The 14,361-nt window shown below is 65.5% G+C and carries 8 protein-coding genes and 1 pseudogene; 8 read left to right on the forward strand and 1 reads right to left on the reverse strand.

Features of this window, described 5'->3' with window-relative positions; translation table 11 throughout:
- The first annotated feature begins 10 nt into the window (after positions 1–10).
- From tssH to tssA, 8 genes and pseudogenes are all read left to right on the forward strand, one after another.
- Positions 11–2,671 carry a type VI secretion system ATPase TssH gene (gene tssH / locus CEJ42_RS00770; RefSeq protein ID WP_088749761.1) on the forward strand — a complete coding sequence of 887 codons (2,661 nt, stop codon included), beginning with the start codon at positions 11–13 and terminating at the stop codon, positions 2,669–2,671.
- 84 nt (positions 2,672–2,755) lie between these two features.
- Positions 2,756–5,584 carry a type VI secretion system Vgr family protein gene (locus tag CEJ42_RS00775; RefSeq protein ID WP_088749762.1) on the forward strand — a complete coding sequence of 943 codons (2,829 nt, stop codon included), beginning with the start codon at positions 2,756–2,758 and terminating at the stop codon, positions 5,582–5,584.
- 39 nt (positions 5,585–5,623) lie between these two features.
- On the forward strand, positions 5,624–6,559 hold the full coding sequence (locus CEJ42_RS00780) for a hypothetical protein (protein WP_088749763.1): 936 nt from the start codon (positions 5,624–5,626) through the stop codon (positions 6,557–6,559).
- A 19-nt stretch (positions 6,560–6,578) separates the two neighbouring features.
- A complete protein-coding gene (locus tag CEJ42_RS00785) occupies positions 6,579–9,806 on the forward strand; it encodes a T6SS effector BTH_I2691 family protein (protein WP_088749764.1) in 3,228 nt (1,075 codons plus the stop codon).
- Positions 9,806–10,747: a DUF6708 domain-containing protein gene (locus CEJ42_RS24920; protein WP_165774364.1), complete on the forward strand. Its 942-nt coding sequence runs from the start codon at positions 9,806–9,808 to the stop codon at positions 10,745–10,747. Before CEJ42_RS00785 ends, CEJ42_RS24920 begins: the two co-directional genes overlap by 1 nt.
- Before the next feature lie 43 nt (positions 10,748–10,790).
- Positions 10,791–11,003, forward strand: a pseudogene (locus CEJ42_RS25345) (type VI secretion system ImpA family N-terminal domain-containing protein); the annotation flags it as partial.
- Between the two features lie 151 nt (positions 11,004–11,154).
- On the forward strand, positions 11,155–11,973 hold the full coding sequence (locus CEJ42_RS25195) for a DUF6708 domain-containing protein (protein WP_243397747.1): 819 nt from the start codon (positions 11,155–11,157) through the stop codon (positions 11,971–11,973).
- 191 nt (positions 11,974–12,164) lie between these two features.
- Positions 12,165–13,316: a type VI secretion system protein TssA gene (gene tssA / locus CEJ42_RS00805; RefSeq protein ID WP_088749765.1), complete on the forward strand. Its 1,152-nt coding sequence runs from the start codon at positions 12,165–12,167 to the stop codon at positions 13,314–13,316.
- 237 nt (positions 13,317–13,553) lie between these two features.
- On the opposite strand, the gene CEJ42_RS00810 is transcribed toward tssA, so the two are convergent.
- On the reverse strand, positions 13,554–14,339 hold the full coding sequence (locus CEJ42_RS00810) for an OmpA family protein (protein ID WP_165774383.1): 786 nt from the start codon (positions 14,337–14,339) through the stop codon (positions 13,554–13,556).
- Between the last annotated feature and the right edge of the window lie 22 nt (positions 14,340–14,361).

Genomic DNA, 14,361 nt, shown 5'->3' on the forward strand with positions numbered 1-14,361 from the left:
AGACAAGAAGATGGGCATCAACCTGAAATCGCTGATCAGCAAGCTCAACGACACCACCCGCCTCGCTACCGAGCGCGCGGCCAGCCTGTGCATGGGGCGCGGCCAGTACGAGGTGGACCTGGAACACCTGTTCCTGGCGCTGCTGGAAAACCCGCAATCCGACTTCAGCCTGATCGCACGCCGCAGCGGCATCAGCGCCGACAGCCTGCAGGCCGACCTCGAGCGCGAGATCGGCAATTTCAAGAACGGCAATACCCGCACCCCGGTACTCTCGCCGCACCTGCAGACCCTGTTCGAGCACGGCTGGCTGATCGCCTCGCTGGAGGGCGGCAATCCGGCCATCCGCAGCGGCCACCTGCTATTGGCGCTGCTGACCCAGGGCGAACTGTCGCAGCTGGCTTATCGCGGCTCCAAGCTGTTCGCCAAGTTCAAGGTCGATGAACTCAAGCACGACCTGGGCAAGCTGGCCGAAGGCTCGGTGGAGGCGGTCCTCGTGCAGCAGGGCGACGAAGACCAGGGCGGCGGCGACCCGGTCGGCGAGATGGCCGCGCGCCCGGCCGGCAAGACCCCGGCGCTGGACCAGTACACCACCAACCTGACCCAGCGCGCGCGCGACGGCAAGATCGACCCGGTGGTCGGGCGCGACGGCGAGATCCGCCAGGCGGTCGACATCCTGCTGCGGCGCCGCCAGAACAACCCCATCCTCACCGGCGAGGCCGGCGTAGGCAAGACCGCCGTAGTCGAAGGCCTGGCGCTGCGCATCGCCCAGGGCGATGTGCCGCAGGCGCTGCAGGGCGTGGAAATCCACACGCTGGACATGGGCCTGCTGCAGGCCGGCGCCAGCGTCAAGGGCGAGTTCGAGAACCGACTGAAGAACGTGATCGACGAGGTCAAGAAGAGCCCGCACCCGATCATCCTCTTTATTGACGAGGCCCACACCATGATCGGCGCCGGCGGCCAGGCCGGCCAGAACGACGCCGCCAACCTGCTGAAACCGGCGCTGGCGCGCGGCGAGCTGCGCACCATCGCCGCCACCACCTGGAGCGAGTACAAGAAGTACTTCGAAAAGGACGCCGCGCTGGCGCGCCGTTTCCAGGTGATCAAGGTCGAGGAGCCCAGCGAGGAGGTCGCCTGCGCCATGCTGCGCGCGATGGCGCCGCTGATGGAAAAGCACTTCGGCGTGCGCGTCTACGACGAGGCCATCACCGAGGCGGTGCGCCTGTCGCATCGCTACATCAGCGGTCGCCAGCTGCCCGACAAGGCCATCAGCGTGCTCGACACCGCCTGCGCCAAGGTGGCGCTGGGCCAGAACGCCACGCCGGCGCTGCTGGAAGGCGTGACGCGCCGGCTGGAACGTCTCGATGCCGAGATCGCCGCCCTCAAGCGCGAAGCCGCCAGCGGTTCCGCACACGAGGCGCGCCTGGCCGGGCTGCAGGCGCAGCACGAAGCCGCGCTGGCCGAGCAGGCCGATCTGAAGACGCGCTGGGAGCAGGAGCGCGGCCTGAACGAGAAGATTCAGCAGGCCCGCGCCGCGCTGGAAGACGCCAACCAGAAAGGCAATGCGGGCAGTGAGGCCGACGCCGCCCGCGCCGGGCTGAAGCAGTTGCTGGACGAATTGAAGGCCCACCAGGGCGAAACCCCGATGGTGCCGGTGCAGGTCGACGGCCACGTGGTGGCCGAGATCGTGGCCGGCTGGACCGGCATCCCGCTGGGCAAGATGGTCAAGGACGAGATCAAGACCGTGCTGGGCCTGGATGCGCTGTTGAAGGAGCGCGTGCTGGGCCAGCCGCAGGCCACCGCCGCGGTGGCGCAGCGGGTGCGCACCTCGCGCGCCAACCTGGACGATCCGGGCAAGCCCAAGGGCGTGTTCCTGTTCGTCGGCCCGTCCGGCGTGGGCAAGACCGAGACCGCGCTGGCCCTGGCCGACGTGCTCTATGGCGGCGAGCGCAAGCTGATCACCATCAACATGAGCGAATACCAGGAGGCGCACACCGTCTCGGGCCTGAAGGGCTCGCCGCCGGGTTACGTGGGCTATGGCGAGGGCGGCGTGCTGACCGAGGCGGTGCGCCGCAATCCCTACAGCGTGGTGCTGCTGGACGAGGTCGAGAAGGCCCATCCGGACGTGCTGGAGCTGTTCTTCCAGGTCTTCGACAAGGGCCTGATGGACGACGGTGAAGGGCGCGAGATCGATTTCCGCAACACCATCATCATCCTGACCAGCAACGTCGCCTCCTCGCAGATGATGCAGGCCTGCCTGAACAAGAGCGCCAGGGAGCTGCCGTCGCCCGACGAGCTCGACGCGCTGATCCGCCCGCAACTGGTGAAGGCCTTCAAGCCGGCTTTCCTCGGCCGCCTGAAAGTCATCCCGTATTACCCGATCGCCGATGAGGTGCTGGAGCAGATCATCAAACTGAAGCTCTCGCGCATCGCCAGGCGCATCGCCGAGAACCACAAGGCCGAGTTCAGTTACGACAAGGCCCTGGTGGAGGCGGTGCTGGCGCGCTGCACCGAGGTCGACTCGGGCGCGCGCAACGTCGACAACATCCTCAACGGCAGCCTCTTGCCGGAGATCGCCGAGAGCGTGCTGGCGCGCATGGCCGAGGGCCAGGGCATCAGCCGCATCAAGGTGTCGGCCGGCAAGAAGGGCGACTTCAAATACACCATCCAGTGAGCAAGCGAGTGAAGCCATGACGCGCGCAGACGCCATCTCCAGATCGATCAAACTCCGGCTCACGGCCGCGGGGAAGGGCGCGCCATGATCGCCTCGGCCATCGCCGCGCTGTTTGGCGCGTGGAACCAGTCGACCCGCGTGATGCGCCTTTACACCACGCTGGACAAGGACTACGGCCCCGACGCCCTGATCGCCGAAAAACTGCAGGCGGTCGAAGGCGTGAGCCCGGCGCAGGAGGGCGGCGCCATCGACCAGGCCATCGCCGGCTACCGCGTGCAACTGTCGTGCCTGAGCCTGAATGCCGACATCTCGCTGCGCAAGCTGCTGGGCCAGCCGGTGCTGCTGGAACTGGACACCGACGGCGCCGCGCGCGCCTTCCACGGCTACGTCACCGGCTGCCGCATGGAAGGCGCCAACGGCGGCATGGCGCGCTACCAGCTGACCATCGAACCCTGGCTGTCCTTCCTGCGCCACCGCCGCGACAGCGCGGTGTACCAGGACATGACGGCGCCGGCCATCGTCGAGGCGGTGTTTCGCGACTACCAGGGCCAAGGCAAGCTGCAGCCGGCCTGGCGCCTGGACCTGCAGGACGCCTCGCTCTACGCCAAGCGCAGCCTGGCCACGCAATACCAGGAGAGCGACCTGGCCTTCGTCACCCGCCTCCTGGCCGAGGAGGGATTGTTCTACTACGTCGAGCACAGCGGCGACAGCGCCAGCGAAAGCCTGGGCGCGCACACGGTGGTGATCGCCGACCACAACGGCAGCTTCAAGCCCAACGCGCGCGCCAGCGTGGCTTTCTCGCAGGTCGGCGCGATGATCGCGCAGGACAACATCGACCGCTGGCGCAGCGTGCGCCGCTGGCAGACCAACGCGGTCGAGATCCTGACATGGGATTACCGCCAGGCCGCCGTGCGTGAGGCCGCCAGCGCCAGCGCCAGCGCCAGCGCCGGCGAACATGGCAGTGACCGGCTGGTGCTGGCCAGCCGCGACGCCCCCGGCGTCTACGCCAACGAGAACCGCGCCCAGGCCGAGCGCCAGGCGGCCAACCAGATGCAGGCCATCGAGGCGCGCAACAAGGTTTTCACCGGCGCCGGCACGGTGCGCAGCTTCGTGCCCGGCACCACCTTCACGCTGACCGGCCACAGCGACCACATCGGCGGCGAGGACGACAACTTCGTCCTGCTGCGCGTGGTGCACCAGGCCCACAACAACCTGAATGCCTACCTCAAGGCCGAAGCCGGCAAGTTGCTGGGCGAAGCCGCGCTGGACGACGACGGCTGGAAGGGCAGCCTGGTCGACGCCGCGTTGCAACCGGCGCGCGGCGATGCGCGCCCGGTCTATCGCAATCGTTTCGAGGCGATCCGCAGCAAGGTTCCCTATCGCGCGCTGCTGGTGGACGAGGAGGGCGGCAGGCTTTATCCCAAGCCGGCCGCCAGCGGCCAGCAGAGCGCCGTGGTGGTGGGCGCGAACGGCCAGCCGGTGCACACCGACCGCGACAACCGTATTCGCGTGCAATTCCACTGGCAGCGCGGTGAGCGCAGCCACAGCGGTTTGAGCGCGCCCAGCCCGGACGGCCACGCCGGCGCGCCCGCCAACGAGCAGGCCGGCACCTGGGTGCGGGTACTGGCCGGCATGGCGCCCACCGCCGGCGCCAACTGGGGCGGCCAGGCGGTGCCGCGGGTGGGGCAGGAGGTGCTGGTCGATTTTATCGAGGGCGACATCGACCGCCCGGTGGTGATCGGCACGCTCTACAACGGCAAAGGTCAAGACAACGCGCAAGGCAACCAGGCCGGCCAGGGCGCGGGTGCTGCCACCGGCAACGCGCCGGCGTGGTTCCCGGGCGACGCCGGCGCGCATAACCATGCCGCCGTGCTCTCGGGCATCAAGACCCAGGCCATGGGCGCCAGCCAGAGCGGCGGCGGCGCCTACAACCAGCTGGTGTTCGACGACACGCCGGGGCAATCGCGCGCCTCGCTGCACCAGCACGCCGACGCCCACGACGGCGCCAGCGAACTGAACCTGGGCGTGCTGCGCCAGCAGACCGACAACCAGCGCCTGGCCGCCACCGGCCAGGGCTTTGAGCTGAAGACCCAATACAGCGCCGCGCTGCGCGCCGGCCAGGGCCTGCTGGTGTCGACCGAGAAGGATGCCGGCGCCCAGCTGGCGATGAACCAGGGCCTGACGCAATTGTCCGACAGCGCCGGGAAGCAGCAGCAGCTGGCCGAGACCGCGCAGAAGCACAACGCGAAATTTGACGGCGAAGTCGATGCCGCCAAGCTGCCCGCGGTGGAAGCCATGGCCGACTCCATCGAAGTGCTCAAGGCTACCGGCAGCGCCTCGGCCGGCAACGGCGCCGAAGGCGGTTCTTCCACTACGGCCTTCAGCGCGCCGCAGCTGCAGCTCTCCAGCCCGGCCGGCATCGCCGCCGCCACCCCGGCCAGCGCCATCGTCGCCGCCGGTGTGAGCAGCAGCGTGACGGCGGGCAAGGACATCAACCAGATCGCCCAGGGCAACCTGCACTACCTTGCCAAGTCCGGCATCAGCCTGTTCACCTATGGCAAAGCCGGCAACGCCGGCAAGCCCAACCAGGAAACCGGCATGGCCCTGCACGCGGCAGCCGGCAAGGTGAGCCTGCAAAGCCAGGCCGGCCAGACCTTGCTGACGGCAGCCAAGCTGCTGACCGTGGCCAGCGTGGGCAAGGACGTGAACATCGCCGGCAAGCAGCACGTGCAGCTCACCGCGCAGGGCGCGTGGATCAAGCTCGAAGGCGGCAACATCGAGGTGCACGGGCCGGGGGCGATGGAGTTCAAGGCCAGCGCCAAGGAGCTGACCGGGCCACAGAGTTCAAGCACCAGCGCCAGCTTGCCGCAACCCGGCCCGTTGGCCGATTGCGAATACAAGACCAGCGCCTGAGCGGCGCGACCCCTTTGACGACGGAAGCAGGATCGCATCATGAGCCAATTGCAACTCAATGAACAACTGCGCGCAGCCTTGTTCCAGCTGCGCGAAGTCAATCCGCGCAGCTACGTCTACCTGCTGCTGGACGGCAACCACCCCTGCGCCGAGGACGATGCGCTGCACACCACGCGCCTGCCGGCGCGCGAGATCCCGGCCAGGCCGGTCACGGTGCCGCGCGCCGACTTCGCCCATGATCCGGCGATCTGCCCGGCGCTGGTCACGCTCTATTCACCGGGCGATCGCGGTTATCCGGACGAACTGTTGCTGGATCTGAGCATCGCCCACGCATGGCGGCGCCACGCCAGCGTCAACGGCAGCTATGTATGCGGCTGGCTGGTCTCGGAAAGCCCGATCGACCAGATCGCCGCCCACCTGGCCAAGGCCAGCGAGCTGTTCGACGTGCTGGGCGGTCGCCGGCGCGTGCTGGCGCTGTTCGAACCGCACCGGTTGTCGCTGGCGGCCGACGCCGGCCGTGACGGTTTCCTGCGTCGCTGGCTGGGCCCGGTCAGCCACTGGCTGTGGCTGGACCTGCACGGCCAGTTGCGCAGCCTGGCCACGCACGACCTGGCCGAACCCGCGCCCGGCAACGAGCACCTGGGCCAGCGCGAGTGGCAGGCGCAGCAGCGCGTGGCCGACGCCAGGATCGTGGCCATGGCCATGGCCGACACCCGACACATGCTGCCGGTGAAGCCGGAGACGGCCATCGACGCCGCCTTGCAGCGCGCCACGGCGCGTGGCCTGCGGCGCACCGAAGACCTGGTCTTCTGCGCGCTCAACGACTTCTCGATCGCGCCCGGCTGGGCCGCGCATCCGGCCGCCGCCCGCGCCATCGCGCAGGCACTGGAAGGCGAGCAGACCTTGAGCGAACTGATGTGCGGGCTGTCCGACGACACCCTGGAAGAAATCGCCGCGCAACGCGACGCCGGCTAAACAGCATTCGGAGAATCAGATGGGCACCGACGCCACCAAAGTCAAGCCGACCACCGGCGCCGCCACCCTGCGGGCCAACGCCGACAGCGCGCAGAAGTGCGCGCTCGGCGCCAACGGCCAATGCAGCTTCTGCCAGCGCACCGGCTATCCCATCCTGCCGCTGCGCTACGCGGTCAAGCCGGCCTACGTCACCGCATTGGGCACCGATCCGCGCTCGTTGCCGCAGATGGAGAAGTTCGCCGCCCAGCAGCTCAAGGGCAACCGCTACACCCTGCGCGTGCTGCGCAAGGGTTACGTGCATGTCTATATGGGCGTGAAGGGGCACTGGCAGACCTACGCCGTGACCGAAGACGGTTACCTGCGCCTGCTGAAGAACCCCGACGATCCTGACGCCAAGGGCGATCGCCCGCTGACCGAGGCCTGCAAGCGCGACGGCCACAACATCCCGGCCAGCTTCATCAATATTCCCGAGAAGTACAAAAAGGTGTGGATCGGTTTTTCCGACATCGCCTGGCGCAAGGAAGTGCGTGACGCCTTCGAGGCCAAGCCTGACGGCCGCATGCAGCAGGTGGATTGCACCGCGCTGGCGGCCGCGCCGGCGCAGCAGAAGAATGCGCTGGAGCTCAGCGCCAACTGCGCCGAGCTGCACAACCTCACCGAGGAATACGCCACCGACGATGGCGAATACAAGCAGCGCCTGACCTACACGGCCAAGGTGCTGTCGGCCGAGAAGACGGTGGAAGAGCGATTCCTGTGGGAGAGCCTGCACGGCAACTTCCCACGCGCCGGCCAGCTGGCCGCGCTGGGCAGCCATGCCAAGGCCTACGGCGACAAGACCGCCAAGCAGTTCGGCGCCGCGCGCAAGGTGGCTGCGCTGGCCCTGTTGGATCCGGTGGGCATGGTGCAGGAGCTCAACGCCTCGCGCCTGCACTTCATCCAGGCGCGCCAGAACTACACCGACAAGGTGCTGCGCCCGCTGGTGATCTCCAAGTCCATTCTCGGCCTGAAGGACTATTTCGAGAAGACCGCGCTAGCCGTGCGCACCATGGACGAGAAGAAGAAAAACCTGCCGGACGAGCAGACCGAGACGATCGGCTATTCGGATCCGATGCTGGGCGTGGGCGGCACCAGCACGGTGACCACCACCCGCAAGGAACGCGCAAAGCAGGACGCTGACGCGGCCTGGGCCAAGATCGCGGAGCGCTACAGCGAAACCAAGCGCAGCGCCTTCGACAAACGCTACCAGGACGCCATGAAGCTGTTCTACGAACAGATCGAGATGCAGGCGCAGGACTGGTCGCTATGGGCCAAGGACAGCGCCTGGATCAAGCATTTCAAGGATTACCGCACCAGCTTCGGCAGCGACTACGCGGCGCTGGTGCAGGTGTTCGCGCCGACGCTGGCCGGCGGCGCCGGCGAGGACAAGTATTCCCAGGCCGTGTGGCAGACCTGGCTCAACGCCAAGGTGGACGATCCGAATGCGCCGGTCTGGCCGGCCCTGTTCGGCAACCGCAAGGAGATCATCGCCTACCTGGTACCGGCCGACGGCGAACTCAACAAGGGCGACAAACTTTACGATACCGCCAAGAACATGGTGGCGTCGAAAGAGGGGGAGAAAGTAGAGGAGAAGATCAAGGAACTCATCGGCGAGGCCAAGAGTTCTCTGAACCAGGTGATGCTGGCCATTTCCGGATCGGCCGGCCGCCTGGAAACCAGGATCAGCGCGCAGGCGGCGCTGATCGTGCATCGCGCTACCCAGGCCGCGCTGACGCTGTACAACGACGTCGAGCCGATCTTCATCAAGGTGCAGATGACGGTGCGGGAGTACCAGCGTCTGCTCTCCGAGCTGGCATTCCAGGCAGCCGGCAAGGCCAGGAAGGAAGTCGGCTCGCTGGTGCTGGCCGGCGTGATGAGCATCAACAATCCCAAGGTACGCGATGCCGTGATCGAGGTCACCCTGTGGACCTTCGAGAAGGCGTCCACCGTCAAGGCGATGCTGGAGAAGTCGATGAAGGACGGGGCCGCCGCCGTGCGCGGCGCCATGCGCTCGGTGGCGGTATCGAGCGTCATCATCAGCCATACCGTGGTCCAGGAACTGGGCGGCCTGGGACGCCGGATGGAAATGAGCATGAAGCAGGCCACCGATTTCACCCGTGACATCCTGGGCAAGGGGATGCGCATCGGCGGCCAGATGCAGGAGCCCTTGCTGGCCGGCGGCGCCATCATCTTCCAGGCGTGGGCCTTCAAGAGTTCGCTCAAGGATGTGAAGGAGAAGCTGGGCGCGGATGGAGACGAGGCGCAGTTGTCGCTGATCTCGGCAGGCGTTGGCGTGCTGGCGGCCACCACCGAGTTGACGGGCGCGGTGTTCAAGATAGCCGGCCAGAAGATAGTCGGTGAGCGCCTGCTGTTGGGGGCGGGCTTGCTGGGGGCGATATCGGGGATCATCGATGCCGTGCAGGCTTACTACTCCTCCAAGCGGGCCGGATCGCATGGCGACAAGACCGCCAGCGATTATTATTTCGTGGCCTCCATGTTGTTTGTCGGCTCGGCCCTGGCCAGCGGTACGGCTGCGATCATCGGCACCAGCGCCTTGTTCGGCCCGCTGGGCGTCGCGCTGGTGTTGGTGGGGCTGGGGATAGCCGCCATGTGGTACGCCATGAATGCGGAATCGTCCCAGGCCGAGATGTGGGCCGACCGCTGCTATTTCGGCGTGAACCGCAACGCAAAGGGCATCTGGACCGATGCGCAGATGGCCGATGAAATGGCGGAACTGAACTCCATCATCGCCGGGCTCAGGATCGAACTCGGCACGCGCAGCCTTGCCACGCGGGTAGCGGGCGCGGGTCTGGACTTTGACGGGCATCTCTCCGACAATGTGCGCCTCAAGATAAGCTTTGGCATGTTCGACAAGGAGAACTCCGCCTACGAATGGGAGTGGTATGCGAAGCACAAGAAGAACGGCAACGTTCTGCTTTACAAGGGCAACTACGGAAAAGCCCCATGGTCGCTTGCGCCCACCGCCACCAAGGCATTGAGGAAATCCGACATCGCCGAATGGCCGACCGTCGATCCGTATACGCCGACCTTCGTCTTCGATGAAAAGGGCAACACGGCGGCGGCGGTCCAGCAGGCGTACGCGAACATCGATTCGAGCGAATTCGAGGAGACCAGCCTGAAGGTCAACTACTGGCCGGACAGCAGCGATACATCGTGCCTCACTGGTACGGTGGTCAATGAGGAGCTTTGATGGGCAGCAGCGGTTCACGTTTCAATGCACCAACCCCGTACTGGTTTGAAGACCTCCCGGTTCGCACCGCCAGGCTCGAGGAAAACCCGGATGCCGACCTTGTGCAGGATGTCATCGAGGTCGGCGAGAGCCATCTCGATATCTCCCGGACTTCGACCGTTTTGCGTGGCGGCCTGCTGTTTCTGGGCCTGCTGGTCTTGCTGATGCTTTGCTGGTTCGCGCCGCATACCCTGAACATCTTCCTGACGCCGCCCCGGTCGGCGGTTGTCATCGGCATCCTGACCGTCCTCAACGTCTCGCTGGTTGGCTACAGCCTGTTCGTGATCTGGCTGGATTGCCATATCCCGCGCGACTTGCCGGTGCGGTTTGACCGTGGCGCCGGGAAATTGCATGTCTACGATTACAGCCTCAGCCTGAATCCCTTCGCCCGCCGCCGGGTCGAGGTGAAGCAATTCGATTGGTCCGATGTCGAGGCCGAGCTGACCAAGCAGGCGGGCTACAACGGCAAGGCCTACATGATCCGGTATGCGCTGGTGCTGGTGATCTGCAAGCCGGGAAGCAACGAGGTGCTCGATCGGGTTACGCTCAAGGGCAACGACATCACGATCAAGGGCTTGCAGGCAATGTGGTCCTATGTGCGTCGCTACATGGCCGAAGGCCCGGCAAACCTGCCGCCCGTCCAGGCGCTCGCGCACGGCATCTCGCTGCGGCGCAGCCTGTTCACCTACATGCCTTATTTCGATCCGTCGGAGGAAGGCAGCCGCTATCGCAGCCGCATGCAGGCGATCGACGTCGTGCTGGTCTTCTTCATGATGTGGTTCTTCTGGTTGTGGCTGCCGATGGGGCTGTGCCATTACATCGCCATGCGCCTGGCGCCTGAACCGCGTTGGCCTGACGCGATGGCCGAGCGCGCCACCGTATCGCCCAGCGCCGCAAAATAAAACAGCCAGGGCAGAACATGCCTTGCACGGGCTTGTCCAACGCATCGAAAGAGCCCCGCCCTGGGGCTTCGGATCTGGATCACAAGACAATAAAACAGACCGCAACGACAACGCGCCCTGCGGCGAAGACCTGTCCTTCACGGCCGACCTCGACGCCATCGCCGAGGCGCGCCGCTTCGACGATCCCACGCTGGACCAGGGCGAGTGGGTGACCGACATCAAGGAGGCCGACTGGCCCTTCGTCGAACAAAATTGCAAGAAATGCAAATACATGATTGATATCGACGATGACAAACTACATCAGCCGACCTCAACCCGAAGGGCTATTTCTAAATTGGTATAAGAATTTGCCTGACCGTGACGCTCAGCCTTCCCCGGCTGATCCTGATCCCGCAATAGGCGAGGACTTGAACTTCATTGACGAAGAGATGATGGAGGTTTCCAGATCTTCAAGCGTCATGCGAGGCGCTTTCTTGTTTTTTGGCCTGATTGGCCTGCTTGTCATGGTATGGGTGGGAAACATCATGATTCGGGCGCTGAGCAGTCCGCTAGTGTCGGACTGGCTGGCAATCCTGGCGATGCTGATTCTGGTTGGCGGCATCACTATCGTCCTGCGAGCGATCGAGCTCGATTTTCGCATGCCTCGCGACATGCCGATTCGTTTCAACCGACGCACACGTGAAATCATTGTCTATGACTATCCTCTCAGCCTGAATCCGTTCGCGCGGCGGCGGGCTGATATCCGACGGTTTAGTTGGGACGACGTGCAGGCGGAAATAAGCAAGATGGCTGGCTACAATGGCAAAGCATATCTTGTGCGCTATTCGCTCGTACTGGTGATTTGCACTCCGGGGACGGGCAATGTGATCGAGCGCGTCAATTTGAAGGGAAATGAGGTGAGCGATGCTGCGTTGCCCGGAATCTGGGCGTATATCCGCAGCTACATGGCTGATGGTATTGCTAACTTGCCGGTAGCGATTGTTCGTCGCCGGGAAATTTCATTTCGGCGCAGTCTGTTCGCTTATATGCCGTATTTCGATCCATCGAAAGAAGGCTCCGAGATTCGAGCGCGCATGGGAGGCCTTGAATGGTCGCTTGCTTTGGTGTTGATTTGGTTTTTTTGGCTTCTTTTGCCGATCGGCGCGTTCAGTTATATCGCCTTGAGGTGCGCTCCGGAGCCGAAATGGCCGACGCCCGTGAACGAAGAGTGTCACCGTGGGAAATAGACAGTGCTTTCTTGAGTTTTTCGCGCCATTGGGTTGACGCGTTTAATAGGTTTAATAAACGAACCCATCCGGCGAACATGTAGCTGCGCGCCTTGTCCAATCTCGTCAAGAGCGCGCTATTCCCATAGCGATACCAAGAAATGCTCTGGATCTCCATGACAAGAAAATAACGGATCAGGAACGAGTCAACCATGAAACTGCCTACGCTGAAATCCTTACTGGGGGCCAAGCCTGCCATGTCCGCCATCGATCATCTGCTCAATCCCATCAACGACAACGCGCCCTGCGGCGAGGATCTGTCCTTCACGGCCGACCTCGACGCCATCGCCGAGGCGCGCCGCTTCGACGATCCGACGCTGGACCAGGGCGAGTGGGTGACCGACATCAAGGAGGCCGACTGGCCCTTCGTCGAGCAGCATTGCGCACGCCTGATCGAAACGCGCAGCAAGGACCTGCGGCTGGCGGTGTGGTACTCGGAGGCCGCCTGCAAGACGCGCGGCCTGCGCGGCCTGGGCGACGGCCTGCTGCTGGTGGCGGGGCTGTTCGACCGCTACTGGGACGGCATGTACCCGCAGTCGGAAGAGGGCGACCACGACCAGCGCGTAGGCAACCTGACCTGGCTGCTCGCGCGCGCGGTGACGATGTCGCGCGAGATCGCATTGACCGAGGGGCGCGGCACGGCCTTTTCGCTGATCGATTTCGACGGCGCGCGCGCCCGCGCGGCCAATGCCGAACGCGTCGCCAACGAAGGCGGGCAACCGGAAGAGGGCGTCAAGCTGGCAGTGATGGAGTCGGCCCGCAAGCGCAGCTCGCATGCCTTCTATGAGGCCATGCTGGCCGATTCGCACTACTGCGCGCAGGCGCTGGCGCAGCTGGAGGCGTCGGTGGATGTGCGCCTGGGTGTGGACGGCCCGGGTTTCTCGGCCGCGCGCGATGCGCTGGGCGTGGTGCGCGACACCGTGGCGCGCTTCGCCGCCGATACCGGCCTGCGCACGACGCCGCCGGCGGACATGGGCGCCGCCGACGAGAACAGCGCCGCCGACGCGGCCCATCTGTCCGCGCAGTTGTCCGCGCAGTTGTCCGATGCAGCGCAGCCGGCCGGCGTGCCCACGGTGCAGAACGGCCCCATCCGCACCCGCGCCGAGGCGATCGCCCAGCTGCGCGCGGTGGCCGAGTTCTTCCGCCGCACCGAGCCGCACAGCCCGGTGGCGCACCTGGCCGACAAGGCCGCGCACTGGGGCGAGCTGCCGCTGCACGCCTGGCTGAAGACGGTGATCAAGGACAATGCCGCGCTGTCGCATGTGGAGGAGTTGCTGGGCTTGCAGCCGCCGCCGCAAGAGTAAGCGGGCTTCTGATAAAAACAGCAAAGAAAAAAGCGGAACCGGTGCAAGCCGGTTCCGCTTTTTTATTGTTCGCTGCTCATGACGAACGACGCTGGGTCCAGGCTTTCGCCGGGACGACAAGGGGAGGCCACTTGAGCCGCTGGCTGATCGAGTACCTGTCTGCCTGTCACCCTGGCGCAGGCCGGGACCGAGCGACGTCAAACGGACGCGGAAACAGGAAAACGAAAGTCCCCCGGATTACTTCGCGATCCGGAACTCAATGCGCCGGTTCTTGGCGCGCCCCTCGGCCGTGGCATTGGACGCCACCGGCCGATCCGGCCCCTGGCCCGAGGTGGTCAGCAGGCTGTCGTCCACGCCCTTGGCGCCGAGGTAGGCCTTGACCGAATCGGCGCGGGCCAGCGACAGCGAGACGTTACTGGCGCGCAGGCCCTCGTTGTCGGTGTTGCCGATGATCTCCACGTGGCGGCCCTTGAGCTTCAACATGGTGGCGGCGATCTCGTCGAGGATGCGCTTGCCTTCCGGCGTCAGCGTGGCCTGGCCGCTTTCGAAGGAGACCACGCGGTTGGCCAGCGCATTGTCCAGCAGCCCCTGCTCGGAGGCGGAGACGCGCAGGCCGTTGTTGACCGTATAGGACGAGTTCAGGCTGCTGGCCATGTCGCTGGCGATCTGCTGGCGCTGCGCCTCGTTGGCGACTTCGCCGCTGATGCTGATGGCGGTGCCGTCGATCTTCAGCTGGCCGCGGCTGACCGCCTTCAGGTTGGGCGAGATCAGCTTTTGCACGTGGTTGTTCCAGTTGGCCGGCAGCACCACCTGGCCGACCGCGATCTGGTCGACCACGCGCTCGGCGCCGTAGACCTCGCGCAGGCGCGCCAGCGCGGCGGCCTTGCTGGCCTCGTCGGGCACGGTGCCGGTGACCAGCACCTGGCCCGGCGCTGGCGTGGCCACCGGCGGCGCGACGTTTTGCGCCGAGGCGGCGCCGGCGTTGGCGAACAGGGCCGCGACCACGAAGGCGGCCCGGCTCAGGGAGAAGAGGGAGGACGTGTTC

This window comes from Herbaspirillum robiniae (genome assembly GCF_002213415.1).
Taxonomy (GTDB): Bacteria; Pseudomonadota; Gammaproteobacteria; order Burkholderiales; family Burkholderiaceae_D; genus Herbaspirillum; species Herbaspirillum robiniae.